The following is a 23,425-nucleotide window of genomic DNA, read 5'->3' as shown; positions in this document are numbered from 1 at the left end:
AGCGGCTACAGCAGCCGCTTCAGATAACGCCCCGTGTGGCTCGCCTCGTTCGCCGCGATGTCTTCCGGCGTGCCTTCGCCCACCACCATGCCGCCGCCCGCGCCGCCTTCAGGGCCCATGTCGATCAGCCAGTCGGCCGTCTTGATGACGTCGAGGTTGTGCTCAATCACGACGATGGTGTTGCCCGCGTCGCGCAGCTGGTGCAGCACCTTCAGCAGCAACTCGATGTCTGCGAAGTGCAGGCCGGTGGTCGGCTCGTCGAGGATGTAGAGCGTGCGGCCGGTGTCGCGCTTGCTGAGCTCCAGCGCCAGCTTCACGCGCTGCGCCTCGCCGCCCGACAGCGTGGTGGCCGACTGGCCGAGCTTGATGTAGCTCAGGCCCACGTCGAGCAGGGTGCGCAGCTTGCGCTCGATGGTCGGCACGGCCTTCAGGAACTCGTGCGCGGTCTCGACCGTCATCTCGAGGATCTGCGCGATGTTCTTGCCCTTGTAGAGCACCTCCAGCGTCTCGCGGTTGTAGCGCTGACCGTGGCAGACCTCGCAGGGCACGTACACGTCGGGCAGGAAGTGCATCTCGACCTTCACCACGCCGTCGCCCTGGCAGGCCTCGCAGCGCCCCCCCGCCACATTGAAGCTGAAGCGGCCCGGGCCGTAGCCGCGCTCGCGCGCGGTGTTGGTCTCGGCCATCAGCTCGCGGATGGGCGTGAACAGCCCCGTGTAGGTGGCCGGGTTGCTGCGCGGCGTGCGGCCGATGGGGCTCTGGTCGACATTGATGACCTTGTCGAAATACTCGATGCCCTCGACCGATTCGTGCGCAGCCGGTTCTTCGTGCGCGCGGTACAGCGTGCGCGCCACTGCCGTGTAGAGCGTGTCGTTCACCAGCGTCGACTTGCCCGAGCCCGAGACGCCCGTCACGCAGGTCAGCAGGCCGACCGGGAAGGCAACGCTCACGTTCTTCAGGTTGTTGCCGGTGGCGCCGACGACGCGAATTTCCTGCAGGTCGGTCTGCGTGGCCAGGTGGGCGGCCTCGCGTGCGGCGCGGCGTTCGGCCGCGGGGCTCGGCGGAAAGCGCGAGGCCTTCTTGCCTTCGTTGAATGCAGGCTTGCTCACCACGGGCAGCCACGCGGTGCGGTGCTTCGGCACTTCGATCTTGCGCGTGCCCGACAGGTACTGGCCGGTGAGCGAGTCGGGGTTGGATGAAACCTCGGCATACGTGCCCTGCGCCATCACGCGCCCGCCGTGCACGCCCGCGCCGGGGCCCATGTCGATCACGTGGTCGGCGGCGTGGATCATGTCCTCGTCGTGCTCGACCACGATCACGCTGTTGCCGATGTCGCGCAGATGCTTCAGCGTGCCGATGAGCCGGTCGTTGTCGCGCTGGTGCAGGCCGATGCTGGGCTCGTCGAGCACGTACATCACGCCCGTGAGGCCCGAGCCGATCTGCGACGCGAGCCGGATGCGCTGCGCCTCGCCGCCCGAGAGCGTCTCGGCGCTGCGGTCCAGGCTCAGGTAGTTCAGGCCCACGTCGTTCAGGAATTTCAGGCGCAGGCCGATCTCGCGCACCACCTTGTCGGCGATGTCGGCCTTGGCGCCGCGCAGCTTGAGCGTATGGAACCACGCGAGCGAATCGCGCAGCGTGAGGCGGCTGAGCTCGAAGATCGCCATGCGCGGCGGTTCGCTGCCGTCGGCCGGGCGGTTCGATTCGTCGACCAGGAACACGTTGCGCGCTTCGGGGCGAAGGCGCGAGCCACCGCAATCGGGGCAGGGCTGCAGGTTGCGAAAGCGCGCGAGGTCTTCGCGCACCATCACCGAATCGGTCTCGCGGTAGCGCCGCGCCATGTTCGGGATGATCCCCTCGAAGGGATGCTTCTTCGTGAGCTTCTTGCCCGCGAAGTTGCCCGATTCCATGGTGTAGTTGAACTTGATCTCCTCGGCGGCCGAACCGTGCAGCAGCACTTGCTGCACCGAGGCTGGCAGCGACTCGAAGGGCGCGTCGACGTCGAACTTGTAGTGCTTCGCGACGCTCTCGATCATGCTGAAGTAGTAGCCGTTGCGGCGGTCCCAGCCCTTGATGGCGCCGCTGGCCAGCGACAGCGAAGGAAAGGCCACCACGCGCGCCGGGTCGAACACCTCGCGGTGGCCGAGGCCGTCGCAGCTGGGGCAGGCGCCCACGGGCGAGTTGAACGAGAAGAGGCGCGGCTCCAGCTCCGACAGCGAGTAGTGGCAGATCGGGCAGGCGAACTTGGCGTTGAACAGGTGCTCTTTATCAGCCGCACCCTCGGCGCCCAGCTCGAGTGCAATAGCGCGGCCTTCGGCCAGGCGCAGCGCGGCCTCGAAGCTCTCGGCCAGGCGCTGCTGCATGTCGGCGCGCGCGCGCAGGCGGTCGATGACAACGTCGATGTCGTGCTTCTCAGTCTTCTTGAGCTTGGGCAGGTCGTTGTATTCGTAGGTCTGCCCGTCCACGCGAAAGCGCACGTAGCCGGCCGCCTGCATCTCGGCGAAGAGTTCGAGGAACTCGCCCTTCTTCTCGCGCGCCACGGGCGCCAGGATCATCAGGCGCGGCTCGCCGGGCAAGGCCAGCGTGGCATCGACCATCTGCGAGACCGTCTGCGCTTGCAATGGCAGGTGGTGGTCGGGGCAGTAGGGCGTGCCGGCGCGGGCGTACAGCAGGCGCAGGTAGTCGTGGATCTCGGTCACCGTGCCCACGGTGGAGCGCGGGTTGTGGCTGGTGGCCTTCTGCTCGATGCTGATGGCGGGCGACAGGCCCTCGATCACGTCGACGTCGGGCTTGTCCATGAGCTGCAGGAACTGCCGCGCATAGGCCGACAGGCTCTCGACGTAGCGCCGCTGCCCTTCGGCATACAGCGTGTCGAAGGCCAGGCTCGACTTGCCCGAGCCCGACAGGCCGGTGATCACCACCAGCTTGTTGCGAGGGATGTCGAGATCGACGTTCTTCAGGTTGTGGGTGCGCGCGCCGCGGATGCTGATGCGCTGCTGTGCGAGCACTGCGCCGAGGTAGGTGGCGCGTTCGCGCTCCGCATCGCGTGCGCTTTCGGCGTCGGCTGCGGTGTCTTCAGTGGATATTGAATTCAAGGGGGCGATCGTCCGAGGGCAACCGGACATGATAGACCGCCGCGCATTTCATGGCGAGTGGCCGGGCTCTGCAGGCCTGGGCGGATGCACTGGCTCGGTGCTGCCCCCACTGCCCGTACTGCCCGTACTGCTTATGGCCCGGCCTACCATGTGCTCGGCCAGCGTGTCGTACAGCGGGCGGCTGATCATCCGCGAGACCAGGCTGGCCAGCATGGCCGCGGCCATCAGGCTCAGCACCATCGAGTGGCCGTCGACCATCTCCATGACGATGATGAAGGCGGTGAGCGGCGCCTGCGTCACCGCCGCCAGGAAGCCGGCCATGCCCATGGCGATGAGTGCCGGCCCCTGGTCGCTGCTGGCCAGCCGGGCCACCGCGTCGCCGATGCCCGCGCCGATCGACAGCGACGGCGCGAAGATGCCGCCCGGCACGCCGCACCAGGCCGTGAGCCAGGTGGCGATGAACTTGAGCACGGTGTAGAGCGGCGTGAGCTCGTCGTGGCCCTGCAGCATCTGCTTGACCGCCTCGGAGCCCGCGCCGAAGGTGACGCCGCCCGTCGCCAGACCGATGACGGCCACGGCCAGCCCGCCGCAGGCCGCGAACCGCACCGGAAAGCGCGCCCGCCAGCGGTTGAAGCGCCCCGCCGCGCCCGTGAGCGAGGCGATCAGCAGCCGCGCGAACAGCCCGCCGGCCGCGCCGCTCAGCAGGGTGACCAGCAGGCCGGGTCCGAGCACGTCCCAGCCCAGCCGGGGTACACGGATCACGCCGAAGTAGCTGGTATTGCCGAAGGCCGACACCGCCACCAGGCCCGCCAGCACGATGGCCGTGATGATCAAGCCGCTGGAGCGTGCCTCGAGCCGGCCCGACAGCTCCTCGATGGCGAAGACCACGCCCGCCAGCGGCGCATTGAAGGCTGCCGCGATGCCCGCTGCACCGCCGGCAACCAGCAGCGCCCGCCCATCGATGGTGGTGTTGGGCGAGAGCCAGCGGCGCGCATGCTGCATGACCCCCGCCGCCACCTGGACCGAAGGCCCCTCGCGCCCGATCGAAAGGCCGGCCGCGAAGCCCGCCGCGCCCAGCCCGATCTTGGCGACCGTGAGCCGCAGCGAGGCAAAAACGAAGCGCCGCTCTTCGGGCAGGGCCGGATTCAGGGCCGCCTTGATCTGCGGAATTCCCGAACCGCCCGCGCCGGGGAAGAAGCGCAATGTGAACCAGACGATGCCGGCCGTGAGCAGCGGTGTCGTCAGCAGCACCGCCCAGGGCCAGGCGGCGTAGAAGCGGTGGAATTCGCCAAAGACCCAGTCGCTGGCCAGCGTGAAGCCCACCACGAACAGCCCGGCCGCGATGGCGTAGCCCAGCACGATCGCCCGGTCGAGCCAGACGCGGCCGTTCGACAGCTCGGCGCGCAGATGCTCGAAAAAGTCTGGTTCGCGGTTCATCGGAGAGGCCCATTCTGGCACCTGGCGGGAGTGCGGCCGATCGCCTTGGGGCACAATCGAGGGTTCTTCTCAACCTCCTCCTTCATCTACTTATCAGGGGCAGTGCATATGGCATCGGTCAATAAAGTCATCGTCGTCGGCAATCTGGGGCGCGACCCCGAAATGCGTACCTTCCCGAGCGGCGACCAGGTCGCGAACGTCACAGTGGCCACCACCGATCGCTGGAAAGACAAGCAAAGCGGCGAAATGCGCGAAGCCACCGAGTGGCATCGCATCGTCTTCAACGGCCGCTTGGCCGAAATCGCCGGCCAGTACCTGCGCAAGGGCTCGCAGGTGTATGTCGAAGGAAGCCTGCGCACGCGCAAGTGGACCGACAAGGACGGCATCGAAAAGTACACCACCGAGATCCGCGCCGACCAGATGCAGATGCTCGGCAGCCGTCAGGGCCAGGGCGGCCCGTCGGGCGGTCCCGAGGACGACGGCGGCTACTCGCAGGGTGGCGGCGGTGGTTATTCGCAAGGCGGCAATGGTGGTGGTGGCGGCGGCGGCGGTTACGCCCCGCGCGCGCCGGCAGCCGCTCCGCGCGCTGCGGCGCCGGCTCCGCGCCAGGCACCGGCCAAGTCTTCGTCGGGCTTCGACGACATGGACGACGACATTCCGTTCTGATCCGGACCTTCGCAGGTTCACAAGCAAAGAGCCGCTTCCCGAAAGGGAGCGGCTCTTTCTATTTGGGCAGGCCAGTCACGCGTGGCGCCGACCCGCGGGCATCAGCAACTGCTGCACGCCGACGTGCACTTCCATTTCGTGCATGTGCGTTTCGGCATCGACCATGTGCTCGGTCATCAGGCGATGCACGGCGTCGGCATCCTCATCGCGGAAGGCCTGCAGCAGCCTGGTGTGAAAGCCCAGGTTGGCTTCGCCGAAGTGGCGGTGCTCCCACGCATTCTTGTAGACCATGAGGTCGCGCAGCAGGTCGTTGAGAAAGCGGCACATGAAGGCGAGCAGGGCGTTGGGACACTTGTCCGCCAGCAGGTTGTGAAACTCCAGCTCGGCGACGCGTTGTGCGCGCAACTCGATGTCGTTGCGAGGCTCCTGCTCGCACAGGCGGATGGTCTGCTCGATCAGGTCCAGTTGCTTCGCGTCGAGCCGGCCGACGACGCTGACCGCGAGTTCGGGCTCCAGGATCTTGCGCAGCTGGTAGATGTGATGCCCGTCCAGGTGGTGGAAGTGCAGGAAGTTTCGCAGCGGCTCTGATGCGTGATCCAGCGAGACCTGCTGGAGATAGGCGCCGCCGGCCGGGCCTGTGCGCGTCTTGATCAGGCCGCGCACTTCCAGTGCCTTCAATCCCTCCCGCATGGTGCTCTTCGAGACGCCGAAAAGCTCGACGAGCTCTTTCTCGTTCGGTAGCCGGTCGCCCGGCTGCTTGCGCTCCGTAACGATCCAGCGCTTCACGTCTTCGACGACGAGGTCCGAGAGCTTGGGGCGTTTTCTTGCGCGTTGACCAATGGGCATGCCCTGTTCCTTGGGGAGCTCCCGAGCGGAGCCGATCGCCCATGATAAATCGATGCAATTGAATGCAATTGAGTCAAAAACATGCGCAATAGGCCGGTGATCGGGCTTGTTCGGGCATCGAACTTGCTATGTAATGCTCCTATTTATATGTTTTATACGGATAAATAGTAGGCATATCGAAGAAGCTCAATTCCCAGCCCCACGTGACTCTCTCAAAGGAAAAATCATGAAATCAAGCGAACCTTTGCAAGCCCACTCGAGACTCTGGAACGACGACCTGGCGCCCACGCGGCCCGAGCAGCGCACCTGGCGCTGGTATCACTTCGCCGCGCTCTGGGTGGGCATGGTGATGTGCATTCCCGCCTACACCCTTGCCGCCGGTTTGATCGAGTCCGGCATGTCCTGGTCCGAGGCCGTCGGCACGGTCTTCCTGGGGAACTTCATCGTGCTGATCCCGATGCTGCTGATCGGGCATGCGGGCGTGAAGTACGGCATTCCCTACGCGGTGCTCGCGCGTGCCTCGTTCGGCACCCGGGGCGCCCGCATACCGGCGCTGCTGCGCGCGCTCGTGGCATGCGGCTGGTACGGTATCCAGACCTGGTTCGGCGGGATGATGATCTACACGCTGGTCGGCGTGCTGATCGGCCATCCGCTCGAAGGCGAGAAGATCGCCTGGCTGGGCATCAACTTCTTCCAGCTGGCGAGCTTCCTTGTCTTCTGGGCGCTCCAGTTCTATTTCGTCATTCACGGCATCGAATCGATCCGCAAGCTCGAGACGTACACGGCGCCGCTGAAGATCCTCATCTGCTTCGTGCTGCTGGCGTGGGCGCTCAACCGCGCCGGAGGCCTGGGCCCGATCCTGCAGCAGCCCTCGCAGTTCGTCGAAGGCGGCAAGAAGGCGGGTCAGTTCGCAGCGGTCTTCTGGCCGTCGCTGACGGCCATGGTGGGCTTCTGGGCCACCCTTGCGCTGAACATTCCCGACTTCACGCGCTTCGCGAAATCGCAGCGCGACCAGATCGTCGGGCAGGCGGTCGGGTTGCCCGTTCCCATGGGGCTGCTCGCGGCCCTTGCGGTGGTCGTCACCTCCGCCACGGTCGTGATCTACGGCAAGGCGATCTGGGACCCGGTCGACCTGGCCAGCCGCATGACGGGCGCGGCCGTGCTCATCGCGCTGATCGTGCTGCTGGTCGATACCGTCAGCGTCAACCTGGCGGCCAACCTGGTGGGCCCGGCCTACGATTTCTCGGCGTTGAATCCGCGGGCCATCTCGTACCGCACGGGGGGCTACATCACGGCCGGTATCGCGGTCGCGATGATGCCGTGGAAGCTGCTCGAATCCACGCAGGGCTACATCTTCACGTGGCTGATCGGCTACTCCGCGCTGCTCGGGCCGATCGCCGGCATCCTGATTGCCGACTACTACATCGTCCGCCGCACGCAGCTGCAAGTGAACGACCTGTACAGCGACCATGGCGAGTACCGGTACAGGAACGGGTGGAACCCTGCTGCAATCGCAGCGTTCATCGCCGGTGTCCTGCCCAATCTCCCCGGATTCCTCAATGCGGCGCTGCCGAGCGTCTTTCCGACCGTGCCCGAAGTCTTCAAGACGATCTACACCTACGCATGGTTCGCGGGCATCGCCATCTCGACCGTCGTGTACGTTGCGTCGATGCGGCTGCAGAAGCAGACGACGGTGCCGCAACAGACCAGGCCTTCGGAGGCTTGAGCATGACGAACGCGCTCTTGATCCGAGGCGGGATCGTCGTCAACGCCGACCGGGAGTTCACAGCCGACGTGCTGTGCGTCGAAGGGCAGATTGCCGCCATCGGCGTCGATGCCGCACGCCAGGCGCCGGCCGGCGCGGTGCAGCTGGACGCTTCCGGGCAGTACGTGCTGCCCGGCGGCATCGACCCTCATACGCACATGCAGCTGCCGTTCATGGGCACGGTCACGATGGACGATTTCTTCACGGGCACGGCCGCGGGCCTGGCCGGCGGGACCACGACCATCCTCGACTTCGTGATCCCCAATGCGCAGCAGTCCCTGATGGAAGCCTATGGCACCTGGAGGGAATGGGCGCGCAAGTCCGCCGCGGACTACGGCTTCCACGTCGCCATCACCTGGTGGGACGAGAGCGTGCACCGCGACATGGGCACCCTGGTGAATGAAGAAGGCGTGAGCAGCTTCAAGCACTTCATGGCCTACAAGAACGCCATCATGTGCGACGACGAGATCCTGGTGAAGAGCTTTCGCCGCGCACTCGAACTCGGCGCCATGCCCACGGTGCACGCCGAGAACGGCGAGCTTGTCTACTTTCTCCAGCAGGAGCTGGCCCGCAAGGGCGTAACCGGACCCGAGGGCCACCCGCGGTCGCGCCCGCCCGCGGTCGAGGCCGAGGCGGCCCAGCGGGCCATTGCCATCGCCGACGTGCTGGGCGTTCCCCTGTACGTCGTGCACGTGTCCTGCATGGAGGCGGCCGACGCAATTGCGCGCGCCCGCGCGGCCGGGCAACGGGTCTACGGCGAAGTCCTTGCAGGCCACCTGGTGGTCGAGGAGAGCGTCTATCGCGCGCCAGACTTTGCCAGCGCTGCTGCACACGTGATGAGCCCGCCATTCCGCTCGAAGGCGCACCAGGAGTTTCTGTGGCGCGGCCTCCAGTCGGGCAGCCTGCAGACCACCGCGACCGATCACTGCACCTTCTGCGCGGCCCAGAAGGCCGCCGGAAAGGACGACTTCGCCAAGATACCGAACGGCTGCGGCGGCATCGAGGAACGCATGGCCGTGATCTGGGATGCCGGGGTCAACTCCGGTCGGCTGACGCCCAGCGAATTCGTCGCCGTCACATCGACCAATGCGGCCAGGCTCTTCAACCTGTATCCCCGCAAGGGCCTGATCGCCCAGGGGGCCGATGCCGACCTCGTGCTGTGGGACCCGCAGGCCTCCAAGACCCTTTCGGCGGCAACGCAGCACTCCAGGGGCGACTTCAACATCTTCGAAGGACGCACCGTGCGCGGCATTCCGACGCACACGATCAGCCAGGGGCGCGTGGTGTATGCCAACGGTGACCTGCGCGCAGAGCGGGGCGCGGGCCGCTATCTGCCGCGCCCTGCATTTGGTGCCAATTTCCAGGCGCTCGACAAACGTGCAAAGCAGCAGTTCGCTCCAATGGCGGCGAAGCCTTGAGCAGGCTGTGCTCGAACCCCGGCGCTGCGCGCAAGCCATGGCCGGTGGGGACGCAGTGGAGCTGAGCGACCATGGGTTGAAGCTCTCCATCGACCGCCGCAAAGGCCGCGCAAGCTCGCTGGTCAGCCAGCTTGTGGACGGCATTGCCGAGGCGATCGGGCAGCGCAGGATTCTGTCCGGCGAGAAGCTGCCATCCGTGCGGCAGATGGCAATGCATCTGCAGCTCAGCACCTTCACCATTGCACAGGCGTACCAGCGGCTGGTGTCGCTCGGCATGATCGCGTCGCGCCCCGGCGCCGGATTCATCGTGGCGAGCCAGGTCACGATGGAGCCTGCACCGCAGCCGCGTGTGCCACCGTCCGGCCCCAACGATGCATGGCTCCTGTCGGAGGTGTTCTCCGACCAGACGGCGTCCATCAAGGCCGGCTGCGGGTGGCTTCCATCGGGCTGGCTCGACGGCATCGAATTCGGACGGGCCCTGCGATCGCTGAGCCGCACCATGAAGAGCCAGGTCGGCGGGTACGGCCAGCCCTTCGGCGATGCCAGCCTGCGGTCGCGCGTGGCCTTCGAGCTGGCGCGCTTCGGCGTGCCTGCCGACATCAACTCGGTGCTGATCACGCAGGGCGCCACGCAGGCCATCGACCTCGTCATCCGCTTTCTCCTCAAGCCAGGCGACGTCGTCGTGGTCGAGGACCCCTGCTATTGCAACCTGCTCGAACGGCTGAAGCTGGCGCGCGTGCAGCTGCTGTTCGTGCCTCGCACGCCGGCCGGCCTGGACACCGACGTGCTGGAGGCCCTGGTGCAGAAGCACAAGCCCAAGGCCCTCTTCGTGAGCTCCGCGCTGCACAACCCCACGGGCACGTCGATCACCTTGCCGATGGCCTACAAGGTGCTCCAGATTGCGCAGCGCACGCAGATGCTCATCGTCGAGAACGACGTGAGCCGGGGGCTCGCTCCGCCCGACACACCGATGCTGGCCGCCATGGCGGGCCTCGGGCCGGTCATCCACATCGGCGGATTCTCAAAGACCATTTCGCCGCTGCTGCGCGTGGGCTTCATTGCGGCCGATGCGGCCACCCTCGAAGCGCTGGTGCACCTGAAGATGGTCACGGGGCTCACTTCTTCCGCGGTCACGGAAAAGGCCGTTCACCAGATTCTTGTCGACAGCGCCTATCGCCAGCATCTCGAACGGCTGCGCCATCGCCTGGCGGATGTGCACACGCAGATCGAGCGAAAGCTCTGCGCTGCCGGCGTGGAACTGTTCCATCGCCCGCGCGGAGGCCTCTTTCTCTGGGGGCGCCTGCCGATCGATCCTGCCGAGGCCAGGGAAGTGACGGCACGCGCACTCAGGCAGGGCATCTGGCTCGCCCCAGGCATGTACTTCAGCGCATCGGACACCGCCAGCGCCTGGTTCCGTTTCAACGTGGCCTATTGCGACACGGACAGGTTCTGGCAGTTCCTGTCCGCGCTATGAGCGCGTTCTCATGAGAGAACCGCCTCGATCAGAAAAGGCCCCCTGCGCTTCAGCGCGCCGACGAAGACCTTGATGAACTCTTCCGCCGTGGAAGCACGCGCGGCCTCCACGCCCATGCCTTTTGCCAGCGAGACCCAATCGAGAATGGGATCGGTGAGGTCGAAGCTGCCGCGCGTCTGGTGTTCGGGGGGCTTCACGCCCATGCGCCGCATCTCGTCGATCAGCAGCGCGTACTTCCTGTTGGCCAGAACGATCGTGATCGCGTCGAGGTTCTCGTGCGCCTGCGTCCAGAGCCCCTGCAGCGTGTACATGCCGCTGCCGTCGGCTTGAAGCGTGATCACCTTTCTGTCGGGGCAGGCGATGGCGGCGCCCGTTGCGAGCGGAATCCCGATGCCGATCGAGCCGCCGGTAATCTGCAGCCAGTCGTGCGGTGCCGCGTCGTACGACTTGGAAAAAAGCTGCGTCACGGAAGACAGGGCCTCGTCGCAGACGATGGCGTTGTCCGGCAGCAGCCGGGCAATCAGCTCCGCGAGCGCTTCGTTCGTGAGGGGGCCTAGTGGAAGATGTGGCTGGTCGCGGCGTCTTGCGGGCGGGGGCTCGTCCAGGACCAACCGGGCCGAAGCGAAGTATTCCGCGAGACCTTCGATGGCCGCAGCAACGTCGCCCCCCGGTTCGCACAGCTCGATCACTTCGCAATCGTCGCGAAGCAGGCGGCTCGGCATGCCCGGATGCGCAAAGAATGCCACCGGCCGCTCGGCGCCGATCATGACGATCGCATCGAACTGCCCCAGCTGGGCCACGGCCAGGTCCGTCGCGTAGGCCACGCGCGGCACGGCGGGCCTTCCTGCCCCGCGTGCCATGCGCGCATTCGCAAAGGGGGCCAGCAGGCTGGCGCCGGTCTTGCGCGCGATCTCGGAAGCGAGCGCAAGGGTTTCCTGCCGCAGTGCGCGGCCACCGAGAAACAACGCCGTCTTCCGGTCGCTGCGCAGCAGGGCCACGGCCCGCTGTTCCTTCTCGCGATCGGGAGGCGGCGGTGAGTCTGCGAATCTTGTGAGACTCGGTGGCTGCACCGGATCGGCATCGCCCCAGGTGACTTCCGCGGGCACGACCAGCGTGGCGACACCGGGCAGCGACCTGGCTGCCCGGCACGCGTCGGAAACGCTCGAGGCAATGTCATGCACGGAGCCGATGCGTCCGTACCAGTTCGACATCGGCCTGGCGAGGCTTTCGATGTCGGAGGTCAGCGGAGCGTTGAAGGGCAGGTGGTGCGTCGCATGGTCGCCGACGATGTTGACGATGGGAGTCCTGGCACGCCTGGCGTTGTGAAGGTTCGCCAGCCCGTTGCCCAGGCCCGGGCCCAGGTGCAGCAGGGTCGCGGCGGGCTTGTCGGTCATGCGCCCATAGCCGTCGGCCGCGCCCGTGACCACGCCTTCGAAAAGGCCCAGCACGCAGCGCAGGTCCGCCCGGCGCTCCATGCCGGCCACGAGGTGGAGCTCGGAGGTTCCCGGGTTGGCAAAACACACCTCGACGCCCGAGGCGATCAAGGTTTCGCAAATGACATCGGAACCGTTCAATTCGTTCTCCTTTTTTCTTCAGCCCGTGCGGCGTTGCTGCGTGGGTGCTGCGGCGTCGATGTGCAGCGGGCAGCGGGTCAGCTTCTCGTCGTTGGTGTCCGTGAAGACGTACTGCTTCCACTCGAGGTCGCCCCGGTGGTAGGTGCCGACGACGTCCGGCGCCGGCTGCCCGTCGTACAGCTCCACCTGCCGGCGGATTCGCTGCCTCACCTTGTCGCCTTCCGGCGTGGGGCCGGCGAGCAGGTCGAAGCCCGCCCGCGGCTGCGTGACCATGGCCAGCGATCGACCGAGATTGCGGCTCTTGCGGTGCCGGTGCGCCGGCGCACTGACGTTGATGAAGAGCGGAACGCCCGCGAAGCACAGGCTCCAGAACGGCTGCTCGGGGTCGGTGGGAATCTCGGGCGGCCACGGTTCGGGATCGTTGTCGACCCAGTCCTGCATCACGTGCCAGGCGGTCTGGTGGTAGTGATCGAGCGCCCGCTCCTGTGCTTCGGGCTTGAACAGGATCACCAGCACGTTCATGGATTCCTCGATCCCCGTCATCACCGAGACCGTCTTCAGGTATTCGCGCAGCCCCTGTCGCACGCGAGCGAGTTCGAGCGGATCGGTGTCGGAGCCCGCGAAGACGAAATGCAGCGTGTTCGTGCGGAACGCCGCGCGTGCGAAGTTGCATGGAAACTTGCTCGGCTCCCGCAGGTAGCCGCTGAAATCGTCCAGGCTCGCCTTGGCCCACGGGTAGGCGTTGTCGGCGCTGTCCACCCATTCGATGGCTTCCTGGTGAGTCAGCGTGACCTTGGGTGGAAGCGCTGCGGGCGGCGCGGCCACCTCGGTGCACCAGGACGAATATTCCGGGTATCCGCCCGTCACCGTCGTCAGGTAGTGCGCCTGCAGCTGGCGGGTGATGGGCCCCACTTCGCCGTCGCCGATGGGCAGGCGATCGACGGAAGTCACGGGAAGTATTTCGAACAGGGTGCCGCACATCAGCACTTCATCGGAAATCAGCAATTCGGTGCGGTCGATTTCGCGCTCCACGACCTGCAGCCCCAATTTCTCCCTGGCCAGCACGATCAGTGTGTCGCGGGTCAGGCTTTCCAGGATATCGGCGAAGGTCGGAGGCGTGATCAAGACGCCGTCTCTGATGATGAAAAGACACGCCGCCGGGCCTTCGGACACCTTGCCCCTGTTATTCAGGATGATTGCGATATCAAAACCGTTATCGCGCGCTTCGTTTTGTGCAAGACGGCTGTTTTGGTAATTGGCTGCTACCTTGGCGCGCGGCGGTATGCAGTCGTCGGAAATCCGGCGCCAGGTGGAAATTGCAGCGGCAACTCCTTTTTCTATCTTCGGGGAGCGCGGCAGCGGAATTGCGGTAATGTGCGCGCCCGTGTCTTCGGTAGCAACCAGTGGCTCGCCGGGGCCGGAATATCTGAAATACGTCGACAGGTTGATTTGCGCGTGCGCCTGAAATTCGCAGCGGCTCAGCAGCTCGATCGTCGCCTGCCGGAGCGTTGGCGTATCGAAGCGCGACTTCATCCGCATGATCTTCATCGACTGCTCGAGCCGCTTCAGATGGTCGTCCAGGCGGAAGATGTACGATTTTTTCGTGGATTCGTCCCAATAAGCCCGAAGCCCTTCGAATATGTTTGCACCAAAAAACCCAGCCTGGGTGCGAACATGCAAAGTGCATTGCTCCCAATTGACAAATTCACCGTCCATCCACGCGATGCTGGGGTGCGGTGCTGGAAATATCGATCGACCGGAATTGCTGTCCATAAAATCTCCAGGAGATGAAGAAAAGAAAATCCGAGGCGATAAACAGCCTTCGGCATCGGTTGGGCCAAAAAAGTCCCTGTCGGGATTGGTGATTTGTCGAATTAAATAAAAAGGATTAATTGTCCGGATTTGCTCGAAAAGAAGATTGAAGAATAAAAACAATTGAAGCCGAGCGGATCGTACGGTGCCTTGTCGAAGGCATTCCATTTACGGTTCAAATCGTTATAAATAACTGTATTGGCACCAAAGTGGGGGCTGTATTGGTGGCGCAATTCGGCCGTCGGCGCTGCCCGGGCTGCCGCCGATGGCGTGCCCGCAGTCAGGAATTCAGGGGGTGGAAGAGGCGGCCGGCTTGCGGCGCGCCTTTACTTGCTGTGGGGCTTCCCGCGCCCCGCCCAACGCGCGACCAGCAGGGTTTCGATGTCGTGCACGCGCCGCCCTGTCGCGCGCGCAATCGCCTCGCGGTAGGGCGGCATGTTGGTGCACTCGAGCACGATGTCCTCGACCGAGGGCGACAGCTCCACGAGGCGGCATGCGGCATCGACCACATTCCGGCCGGCCTCTTCGAGGTCGAGCTGCGTTTCGTTGTTGAGGATGCGCCGATGGAATTCGCACCCCGGCTCCACGCCCTGCACGGGCGTCGCCTGCGGTACGCCGGCCATGGCCAGGATGGCGGGGCTCAGTGAAGCCGCATCGAAGGTCAGGACGCCCGGCCGCGCGAAGTCCTTGCACTGCAGCAGGCTCGACGTGACGACGGGAACGGGCACCGCGTCGGCCAGCGTGTCCTGGTAGGCGGCCAGAAAGCCGCAGCTGGTCGTGATCATCGCTGCGCCTTCGTCGACCATCGCCCGAGCGGCATCGACGAAAGGCTGCAGCAGCGCAGGGTCGGCCTGCTTCACGATGCGCTCGGGCGAAGCGCCCCTGACCACTTGGAACCGCACCGGGATGCCATGGCGGCTGAAGGTCTCAGGATTGCCGATGTCGCCCGGTGGCCGCGGAAAGCGCGTGTCGAGCATCAGCACGCCAAGGAAGGCACCGGCGTCGCGGGTCATTGCCATCGTGGGGCCTGCCGTCACTCCACCGTGCTGCGGCGATCGATCTTGCGGCTCAGCACGATCGAGGTCTGCGTCTGGTTGACGCCGTCGATCTGTCCCATCTGGTCGAGAAGGGTGTCGAGCTGTTCGGGGCTGCTGCATCGGAGCAGGACCATGTAGTCGAACTGGCCGCTCACGGCCCACACTTCTTCCACTTCGGGCAAACGCCCGAGCGCCTTGATGATCACGGGGGCGCTCTTCGCATTGACGCTGAGGCCGCAGAAGGCCCGCACCGCAGCCTGCTCCAGCCGCTGGCCGAGGCGCACCCCGTACCCCGAGACGATGCCATCGCGCTCCAGTCGCGCGATGCGTGCGACCACGGTGGTCCTGGCGACCTTGAGCTTGCGAGCGAGATTGGCGGCGGGCTCGCGGGCGTTGGCTTGCAGCAGCGTCAACAGGTGGCGGTCCAGGTCGTCGAGTCGTAGGTCCATGGCGGCCCTGCAGCGGAAATGAGTGGATTGTGCCGCCGCGTCGCGGCCGTCGTACGCTGAGATCTCGATGGCGGGGACCATCGCCCGCTTACGCCACGGCCGTGACGACGTTGTTGTTGCTGCTGCTGCTGCTGGCAGCTTCCGACGAAGCCTTGAAGCGCCCGAGGAAGGCACGCGTCGATTCCTGCTGCGGGTTGTCGATCACCACGCCCGGCGGGCCGCATTCGGCGACGACGCCGTCGCGCATGAAGATCACCTGGTCAGCCACTTCGCGCGCAAAGCCGATCTCGTGCGTCACGAGGATCATCGTCATGCCTTCGCGGGCCAGGCCCTTGATGACGTTGAGCACTTCGCCGACCAGTTCCGGGTCGAGCGCGGAAGTCGCTTCGTCGAACAGCATCACCGTGGGCTTCATCGCCAGCGCGCGCGCGATCGCAACGCGCTGCTTCTGTCCGCCCGACAGCTTGTCCGGGTAGTAGTCGGCCCGGTCGAGCAGGCCGACCTTCGCCAGCAACGCGCGCGCCTCGGCCTCGGCCTGCGCCTTGGGCGTCTTCAGCACGGTGACCGGTCCTTCCATGACGTTGCGCAGCGCGGTCATGTGCGGGAAGAGGTTGAAGTGCTGGAACACCATGCCGGTCGAGGCCCGGAAGCGCGCAAGGCTGCGCTCGCTGGGCAGCGTGGTGCGCGCGCCGTCGAACTCGATGGTCTGCTCGCCGACCGTGATGCGCCCGGCGTTCGGTATCGACAGCAGGTTGATGCATCGCAGCAGCGTCGACTTGCCCGAGCCCGAGGGCCCGATCATCGCGACCACCTGGCCGCGTTCGATCTGCAGCGAGATGTCTTTCAGCACGACGTTCTGCCCGAAGGCCTTCTTCAGGTTGGCGATTTCGATCAGGGGGCTGGCCATGTCAAACCTCTTTCGGGCCGGAGCCGAATTCCATGCGCTTGGCCCAGATCGTGATGGGCAGCAGAACCGCGAAGTACGCGATCGCGATGAAGGTGTAGAGCTCCAGCGGCCGGTACGTGTCGTGCGCGATGACCTGGCCCTGGTAGAGCAGATCGGGAACGGCCAGCACCGACAGCAGCGAGGTGTTCTTCAGCTGCATGATCGACTGGTTCATCAGCGGCGGCACCATCTTCTTGAACGCCTGCGGAAGGATCACGCGCCGCAGCAGCTGCAGCCGCGTCATGCCCAGCGCCTTGGCGGCTTCGGTCTGGCCGGCGTCGATCGAGATGATCCCGCCGCGCACGATCTCCGAATAGAAGGCGCCGCCGTAGAGCGACAGGCACAGCGTGGCGGCCACGACCGCCGACATCTCGAGCCCGGTCAGCACCGGCAGCGCGTAGTAGAACCACACGAGCTGCACCAGCACCGGCGTGCAGCGGAAGACTTCGATGTAGGCGCGCAGCGGCGCGGTGATGAGCGGGTTGCTCGACAGCCGGCCCAGGCCCGTCACCAGGCCGACGAACAGCCCCAGCACCACGCAGATCACCGTGAAGAGCAGGGTGTAGAGCAGGCCCGACACCAGCAGGCTGCGGTATTTCCAGAGCACGCCGAAGTCCCAGTCGTAGCTGCCTGCACCGCCTCCCAGGGCTCCGCCCGAGAAGTGCTTCAGGGCCGCCCAGGCGCCCGCGAGGGCCAGGACGATCAGCAGGGCCGAGCCGAGCGGGGAGCGGCTCTTCGGCTCGCTCGAAGATTCCACGCTGTCCATCGGGGCGTCCTCAGAACTTGATTTCGGGCGGGAAGGCACTGGCGGGCACGCCCGCGAGTTTCTCCATGTTCTTCAGGATGACGCTGCGGACTTCGCCCTTCGCGCGGACATCGGCCAGCCAGGCGTTGACGGCCTTCTGCATGCCGGTGTCGGTTTCCTTGCGCAGGCCGATGCTCACCGGGGCGGTGTAGACCGGCTGCGGGATGTACATGGTGCCGATGGAGCCGCGCTTGGCGAGCAGCGGCTGGGCAAGCAGGATCACCAGCACCTGGCAATCGGAGCGGCCGGCCTGCAGCGACATCGTGGCGGCGCCGGAGTTTTCCAGGCGCGAGACATCGGCCTTGGGCAGCACGCGCGTTGCCAGCTGGTCGTGGCTGGAGCCGACGTCCACCACGATCTTCATGTCGGGCGAGTTCAGCTGCTCCCAGGTCTTCTGCGGAATGCCCTTCTTGCACACCACCGTGTAGGTGTTGTCGAAGAGCGTGTCGGAGAAGCCCACCACTTCCTTGCGGGCCGGCGTGGGGGCCATGCCGAACATGGCGTCGATCTTGTTGGACTGCAGGTCGAGCACCGCGTTGCCCCAGGTGGTCTCGACGTACTCGACCTTGGCGCCGAGCTTCTGCCCCAGGCTTTCCGCGAAGTCGGGGCCGAAGCCTTCCCACTTGCCGGTGGTGATGTCCTTGGCGAAATACGGAATGGCGCCTGCGACGGCGCCGACGCGCAATACCTTGGTGCGCTGCACCCGGGCCAGCGAGCTTTCTGCTGATTCCTGCGCAAAGGTCGAGCCCAGCGCGCAGACGGTTGTCACAGCCACGAGGGCACGGAAAAGGATTCGTTTGGTAAGCACGTTCACTCCAAGCAAGAAGCTCGCCATAAAAAGAAAAGGAAAGTATCGCTTCCCAGCCCGAGTCCGAGTCTAGAAGTGCGGACTGTCACAAGCAACGCGGCACATCGTCAGGACGACGGATTTCTCTCGTCATACCGTCAGAGTCTTCGGCGATATGCAGTCTGGCGCGTCGTTTCGACGGTTTCGGCCGGGCATGCGGCGCTTCGTTGCGCGCGGCGACTTCAGGCCTGAAAGTCATTGCCCCTGTGCCGACAGTCCAAGCTGACGAACGGCGTCGTCGTATCGACGAAGCGCGCAGCCCTTTCGCCGATCTGCTCTCTATCAACTGCCAGGACTCACTTTTACAGTTCTTTTACAGGGCAACGGTGCCCCGCAGGAGAAATGAAATGACCAAAGTGAAGATCGAGAAAGTCCTGGTTCTGGGTGCCGGCAAGGTCGGCAGCACCGTGGCCGACATGATTGCGGAATACCACCGCCTGCCCGTGACGCTGGCCGACGTGAGGCCGGGCCGCGGCGACGAAAACGACCCGCTGGTGCAGCGCATCGCGCTCGACGTGGAGAGCACCGAAGACCTGCGCACCACGTTGCGCGCGCACTCGGTGGTGATCAACTGCCTGCCGTTCTTCCTCGCGCAGCGCGTGGCCACCGAGGCTGCTGCATGCGGCGTGCATTACTTCGACCTGACAGAGGACGTGGCGGCAACCAAGGCCATCCGCGAGATCTCGAAGACGGCGACCTCGGTCCTCATGCCCCAGAGCGGCCTGGCGCCCGGCGTGATCGGCATGCTCGGCGGCTACCTCGCAAGCCGCTTCGACGAGCTCTACGACCTGCGCCTGCGCGTGGGCGCACTCACTCGCAATGCCACCAACAGCCTGCGCTACAACTTCACCTGGAGCATCGACGGCGTCATCAACGAGTACTGCAACCCGTGCGACGCCATCGTGAACGGCCAGCTGGTGTCGGTGCAGCCGATGGAAGGGCACGAGACCTTCACGCTCGATGCCGAAGCCTTCGAGGCCTTCAACACCTCAGGCGGCCTGGGCACGCTGTGCGAGACGCTCGAAGGCAAGGTCCGCAATCTCGACTACAAGACCATCCGCTATCCCGGCCATCGCGACGCGATGAACTTCCTGCTGCACGACCTGCGCCTGATCGAGCGGCGCGACCTGCTGCGCCAGGTGCTCGAGCATGCAGTGCCGCACAGCCGCGAAGACGTGGTGATCCTGTTTGCATCGGCCTCGGGCATGCGCAATGGCCGCTTCGAGCAGGAGACGCGCGTCGGGCGCGTGTTCGGAGCGCCGCTGCGCGGCAAGGACCGCACCGCCATCGAGCTGACCACGGCCGCCGGCGTCGTCGGTGTGTTCGAACTGCTGCGGCAGGGCCAGCTTCCCGCGCACGGTTTCGTCGGGCAGGAGCAGGCGCCGCTCGGGCAGTTCCTTGCCACCAAGGTCGGCCACTACTACCAGGGCCTGGGCGTGGCGTCGTTCGCTCCCGCGCCAAGGCCCAAGGGCGAGCCTGCGCACGCCTGATTGATTCGTCCATCTCGCAGCCCGAGTGCGTTGCGCACCTGGCTTGGCCCTCGCCGCCGACGAAAATCGAGGGAATGAACAAGAACACTGTTGCCATTCTGGGCGCCGGCATCGTCGGCGTGTCGTGTGCCCTGGAGCTCCAACGCAGAGGGCATGAGGTCACGCTGTTCGACCGCACTGCCCCGGGCCGCGAGACCTCGTATGGCAACGCCGGGGTGATCGCACGCAGCTCGCTGATGCCGTTCAATCATCCCGGGCTGTGGTCGGTGCTGCCGAAGCTGTTGAAGAACACCGCGGCGAGCTTTCGCTACGACCCCGCGTTCCTTGCGAAGAATCTTTCGTGGGCCGTGCGCTTTCTCGCCAGCGCGCGCGCCAGCGTGTTCCAGGAGACCACTACCGCGCTGGATGCGCTGATCCGGCTCTCGACGTCGGAACACCGGCGCCTGCTCGTCGAAGCAGGGGCGGCGCATCGCCTGCGCACCAACGGGTGGCTGTTTCTCTACCGCAGCGAAGAAGGCTTTGCCGGCAGCCGTCTTTCGCGCGAGACCTTCGATCGCTTCGGCGTCGCCACGCGCGTGCTGGATGCGAAAGAGCTCTCGGACCTCGAGCCTCATCTGAAGCCTCTCTTTCCGCGTGCGCTGTGGATCCAGGACACCGATTCGGTGGACAGCCCGGGCCGCGTCGTGGAGGCGTACGCCAGGCTTTTCGTCTCGCGCGGAGGGCAGGTCAGGCAGGCGTCGATCAGCGGGATCGGCTACTCCGATTCAGCCGATGCCTGGCAGCTCCGCGAGGAGAGCGGCTCGGTGCACAAGGCATCGAAGGTCGTGCTCGCATTGGGGCCGTGGACCCGGGAGTTCGCGAAGAAGTCGCTCGGCATTTCCGTGCCGATGGCGTTCGAGCGCGGCTATCACATGCACTACAGCGCAGTGGGCAACGCCTCGCTCGGACGGCCCGTGTACGACACCTGCGGCGCCTATGTGCTGTCGCCCATGGAGCAGGGCCTGCGGCTTTCCACCGGCGTGCAGCTCGCGCAGCGCGATGCGCCGAAGAACTTCGTTCAACTCGAACTTGCGGAACGCGCGGCACGCGAAGCTTTCCCGCTGGACAGCCGCCTCGAACCGGAGGCCTGGATGGGAAGCCGGCCCACATTGCCGGACAGCCGGCCGATCGTCGGCGAATGCCCGCAGCGTCCCGGCCTGTGGCTTGCGTTCGGCCATCAGCACATCGGCTTCAACACCGGTCCGGGAACGGCCCGCCTGCTGGCATCGCTGATGCACGGCGAGCCTTGCGACATCGATCCACTGCCGTTCGCGCCCGGCCGCTTTCTTCGATAGCCGACATTTCTGGCGCAGTCGCAAGCCGCCTGTGACATCAATGTCATGGGATTGCGCGATTCGCCAACGCAATCCAGGCCGAATGCATTCATCCGTGCTACCAATGGCACGCGTTTGCACGGCGCAAAGCGAATGGCATGCATGTTGCTGAATTAAATTTTTACAAAAATTCGGCAGATGGCAAATTCGTTGGACGACAAGAACGGCTTTTCTCTGGACCGCCGTACGTTTTTTCTGGGCACGGCAAGCGCCCTGGCACTGGGAACAACGGCTTGCGGCGGTGGAGGAGGCAGCTTCTCGGTCGCGTCGGGCGCTGGCACCTCTGGCGCCGCACAGCAGGGAACGGTCGCGGCAGGGTCGACCGATGCAGCAGCCGTTGCCGATGTCGTTGTCCCCGAATCGACGACTCCATCCGTGGAAGCGCGCAAGTTCGTCCACCCCGGCCTGCTGCACACCGAAGCCGACTTCGAGCGCATGCGCCAGAAGGTCAAGGACAAGGCGCAACCCTGGCTCGACGGCTGGAACGCATTGACGGGCAATGGCCGCGCGCAGCTTGGTGCGAAGCCGCGCCCGCTGGCCACCGTGATCCGCGGCGGCGACGACTCCAATTTCGCGCAGATGTACATCGACATCGCGCGCGCCTATCAACTGGCGCTGCGCTGGAAGGTCTCGCAGGACACGCGCTATGCCGATCTGGCCGTGGTCTTCCTGAACGAATGGTCATCCACGATGACCACGCTCACCGGCAATGCGGACCGCTTCCTGGCCGCTGGTATCTACGGCTACCAGTTCGCCAACGCGGCCGAGATCATGCGCACCTACGAGGGCTGGGCCGCCTCCGATTTCGCGCGCTTCCAGAAGATGATGCTGGACATCTTCTACCCGCTCAACCACAGCTTCCTCACCGACCATAACGGCACCAACGTCACTGGCATCACCAACTACTGGGCCAACTGGGACCAGTGCACCCTGGCCGCGATGCTGGCCATCGGCGTGCTGTGCGACCGGCAGGACATCTACGACGAGGCAATGAGCTACTACAAGACAGGCCAGGGCAACGGCGCGGGCCTGCAAGCGGTCTATTACGTACATCCCGGCTACCTTGGCCAATGGCAGGAAAGCGGGCGCGACCAGGGGCACAGCACGCTCGGCATCGGGCTTGCGGGCGCATTCTGCGAGATGGCCTGGAACCAGGGCGACGACATCTACGGCTACGAGAACAACCGCTTCCTGGCCGGTGCCGAGTACGTGGCGAAGTCCAATCTTCGCGATGGTGCGGGCGCTTTCTACACGGTGCCGTACGTCACCAACATCAACAGGCAGGGCACGCAATCCGTGCTGTCGACGGGAAGCCAGGGGAGCCGCCGACCTGTCTGGGAGAGCGTGCACAACCACTACGCGAATCGCCTGGGCATCGCGACGCCCTACACCGCCCTGCAGGTGGCGCAGATGTACCCTGAGGGGGACGGTGGCAACGGCGACCAGTTGGGCTTCGGCACGCTGACCTTCACGCGCGATCCGCTCGCGGCACAGGGAAAGCCGAGCGGGCTCACAGCCCGGGTGCGCGGCACGCAGGTGGTGCTGTCATGGTGGGGCTGCCCCGACGCGCAGAGCTATTCGGTCAAGCGCGCGAGCACCGCGGGCGGGCCGTACGCCACCATCGCCCCGGACATCACCGACACGCTCACGTTCACGGACAGCAGTGTCGTTGCCGGAGAAGTCTGGTACTACGTGATCGTTGCGGTAACCGCGTCGGGAGAGAGCGCTGCCTCCAACGAAGAGAGGGCCGCGATCAAGGCCGAGCTGCTGATGCAGCTCAAGTTCGATGAAGCGAGCGGCACCACAGCTGCCGACGCGACCGGCCGGTTCGGCGCCAGCGCATTGCAAGGCGGCGCGGCCCGGGTTGCCGGACGCGAAGGCAATGCAGTTGTGCTCGACGGCAAGGCCGGCAGCTATGTCGCCCTGCCTGCGGGCGTGGTGTCGAAAGACCTTGCCGACTTCAGCATCACCGCATGGTTGTACATCGACAGCCTCGCGACGTGGTCGCGGGCCTTCGACTTCGGCTCCGGCGAGCGCCGCTACATGATGCTGACCGCCCGCAGCAACAGCGGCACGCCGCGTTTCGCGATCTCCACCGTCCACGGCTACAACGAGCAGGTGATCGACGGATCGGCGGCGCTGCCGACCGGCAAGTGGGTGCACGTTGCAGTGACCGTGTCCGGCGCGCTCGGCACCTTGTACGTGGACGGCGTCGAGGCCGGCTCCAACGCGCAGATGAGCCTGGGGCCCTTCGACCTCGGCTCGACGACGCAGAACTGGCTGGGGCGTTCGCAGTTCTCCGGCGATTCGTATCTCAAGGGGCGCATCGACGACTTCCGCATCTACAGCGGCGCGCTGGGCAGCGCGGACGTGGCGGCGCTGGCCCAGTAGGCG

Annotated in this window: 17 protein-coding genes; 7 read left to right on the top strand and 10 right to left on the bottom strand. The window is 65.5% G+C overall.

Features of this window, described 5'->3' with window-relative positions:
* Nucleotides 1-5: 5 nt before the first annotated feature.
* Nucleotides 6-3,122, bottom strand: coding sequence for an excinuclease ABC subunit UvrA (gene uvrA, locus ACZYSP_RS14260; RefSeq protein WP_093053828.1), 3,117 nt, complete (start codon nucleotides 3,120-3,122; stop codon nucleotides 6-8).
* A gap of 18 nt (nucleotides 3,123-3,140) precedes the next feature.
* Entirely contained in the window at nucleotides 3,141-4,529 is a 1,389-nt protein-coding gene (locus tag ACZYSP_RS14255; protein WP_489014761.1) for a chloride channel protein, read from the bottom strand.
* A 108-nt stretch (nucleotides 4,530-4,637) separates the two neighbouring features.
* Here ACZYSP_RS14255 and ssb point away from each other — a divergent pair, with 108 nt between their 5' ends.
* On the top strand, nucleotides 4,638-5,195 hold the full coding sequence (gene ssb, locus ACZYSP_RS14250; protein ID WP_093076866.1) for a single-stranded DNA-binding protein: 558 nt from the start codon (nucleotides 4,638-4,640) through the stop codon (nucleotides 5,193-5,195).
* 75 nt (nucleotides 5,196-5,270) lie between these two features.
* Here the strand turns inward: ssb and ACZYSP_RS14245 are convergent, their stop codons facing one another.
* Entirely contained in the window at nucleotides 5,271-6,041 is a 771-nt protein-coding gene (locus ACZYSP_RS14245; protein WP_093076867.1) for a FadR/GntR family transcriptional regulator, read from the bottom strand.
* A 226-nt stretch (nucleotides 6,042-6,267) separates the two neighbouring features.
* Between ACZYSP_RS14245 and ACZYSP_RS14240 the strand changes: the two genes are divergently transcribed.
* The 3 genes from ACZYSP_RS14240 to ACZYSP_RS14230 are packed head-to-tail and all read left to right on the top strand — an operon-like array spanning nucleotide 6,268 to nucleotide 10,698.
* Nucleotides 6,268-7,767, top strand: a complete 1,500-nt coding sequence (locus ACZYSP_RS14240) for an NCS1 family nucleobase:cation symporter-1 (protein ID WP_354337193.1) — start codon at nucleotides 6,268-6,270, stop codon at nucleotides 7,765-7,767.
* A gap of 2 nt (nucleotides 7,768-7,769) precedes the next feature.
* Nucleotides 7,770-9,224, top strand: a complete 1,455-nt coding sequence (gene hydA, locus ACZYSP_RS14235) for a dihydropyrimidinase (protein WP_489014757.1) — start codon at nucleotides 7,770-7,772, stop codon at nucleotides 9,222-9,224.
* A 7-nt stretch (nucleotides 9,225-9,231) separates the two neighbouring features.
* Entirely contained in the window at nucleotides 9,232-10,698 is a 1,467-nt protein-coding gene (locus ACZYSP_RS14230) for an aminotransferase-like domain-containing protein (RefSeq protein WP_354337191.1), read from the top strand.
* A gap of 8 nt (nucleotides 10,699-10,706) precedes the next feature.
* On the opposite strand, the gene ACZYSP_RS14225 is transcribed toward ACZYSP_RS14230, so the two are convergent.
* The 7 genes from ACZYSP_RS14225 to ACZYSP_RS14195 form a co-directional block, all read right to left on the bottom strand.
* Complete coding sequence (locus tag ACZYSP_RS14225; RefSeq protein WP_489014754.1) at nucleotides 10,707-12,272, bottom strand: acetolactate synthase large subunit; 1,566 nt, start codon at nucleotides 12,270-12,272, stop codon at nucleotides 10,707-10,709.
* Nucleotides 12,273-12,290: 18 nt separating this feature from the next.
* Nucleotides 12,291-14,045, bottom strand: a complete 1,755-nt coding sequence (locus ACZYSP_RS14220; RefSeq protein WP_489014752.1) for a branched-chain amino acid transaminase — start codon at nucleotides 14,043-14,045, stop codon at nucleotides 12,291-12,293.
* A gap of 365 nt (nucleotides 14,046-14,410) precedes the next feature.
* Nucleotides 14,411-15,103 (bottom strand): aspartate/glutamate racemase family protein, encoded by a 693-nt coding sequence (locus ACZYSP_RS14215; protein WP_489014750.1) that lies wholly within the window; start codon nucleotides 15,101-15,103, stop codon nucleotides 14,411-14,413.
* Nucleotides 15,104-15,117: 14 nt separating this feature from the next.
* Nucleotides 15,118-15,570, bottom strand: a complete 453-nt coding sequence (locus tag ACZYSP_RS14210; protein WP_093053860.1) for an Lrp/AsnC family transcriptional regulator — start codon at nucleotides 15,568-15,570, stop codon at nucleotides 15,118-15,120.
* 88 nt (nucleotides 15,571-15,658) lie between these two features.
* A complete protein-coding gene (locus ACZYSP_RS14205; RefSeq protein ID WP_489014747.1) occupies nucleotides 15,659-16,477 on the bottom strand; it encodes an amino acid ABC transporter ATP-binding protein in 819 nt (272 codons plus the stop codon).
* Between the two features lies 1 nt (nucleotide 16,478).
* Nucleotides 16,479-17,282, bottom strand: a complete 804-nt coding sequence (locus ACZYSP_RS14200; RefSeq protein WP_307615394.1) for an amino acid ABC transporter permease — start codon at nucleotides 17,280-17,282, stop codon at nucleotides 16,479-16,481.
* A gap of 10 nt (nucleotides 17,283-17,292) precedes the next feature.
* A complete protein-coding gene (locus ACZYSP_RS14195) occupies nucleotides 17,293-18,096 on the bottom strand; it encodes a transporter substrate-binding domain-containing protein (RefSeq protein ID WP_256328945.1) in 804 nt (267 codons plus the stop codon).
* A 419-nt stretch (nucleotides 18,097-18,515) separates the two neighbouring features.
* Between ACZYSP_RS14195 and ACZYSP_RS14190 the strand changes: the two genes are divergently transcribed.
* The 3 genes from ACZYSP_RS14190 (at nucleotide 18,516) to ACZYSP_RS14180 (ending at nucleotide 23,422) form a co-directional block, all read left to right on the top strand.
* On the top strand, nucleotides 18,516-19,658 hold the full coding sequence (locus tag ACZYSP_RS14190; protein ID WP_093175327.1) for a saccharopine dehydrogenase family protein: 1,143 nt from the start codon (nucleotides 18,516-18,518) through the stop codon (nucleotides 19,656-19,658).
* A gap of 74 nt (nucleotides 19,659-19,732) precedes the next feature.
* Complete coding sequence (locus ACZYSP_RS14185; RefSeq protein WP_489014743.1) at nucleotides 19,733-20,992, top strand: NAD(P)/FAD-dependent oxidoreductase; 1,260 nt, start codon at nucleotides 19,733-19,735, stop codon at nucleotides 20,990-20,992.
* 177 nt (nucleotides 20,993-21,169) lie between these two features.
* The gene (locus ACZYSP_RS14180; RefSeq protein ID WP_489014741.1) at nucleotides 21,170-23,422 is read left to right on the top strand and encodes a LamG-like jellyroll fold domain-containing protein; all 2,253 of its coding nucleotides are present in this window, start codon (nucleotides 21,170-21,172) and stop codon (nucleotides 23,420-23,422) included.
* The last annotated feature ends 3 nt before the right edge of the window (nucleotides 23,423-23,425 follow it).

This window comes from Variovorax sp. F042, assembly GCF_057814215.1.
This window is presented reverse-complemented; position numbering and strand designations above follow the sequence as displayed.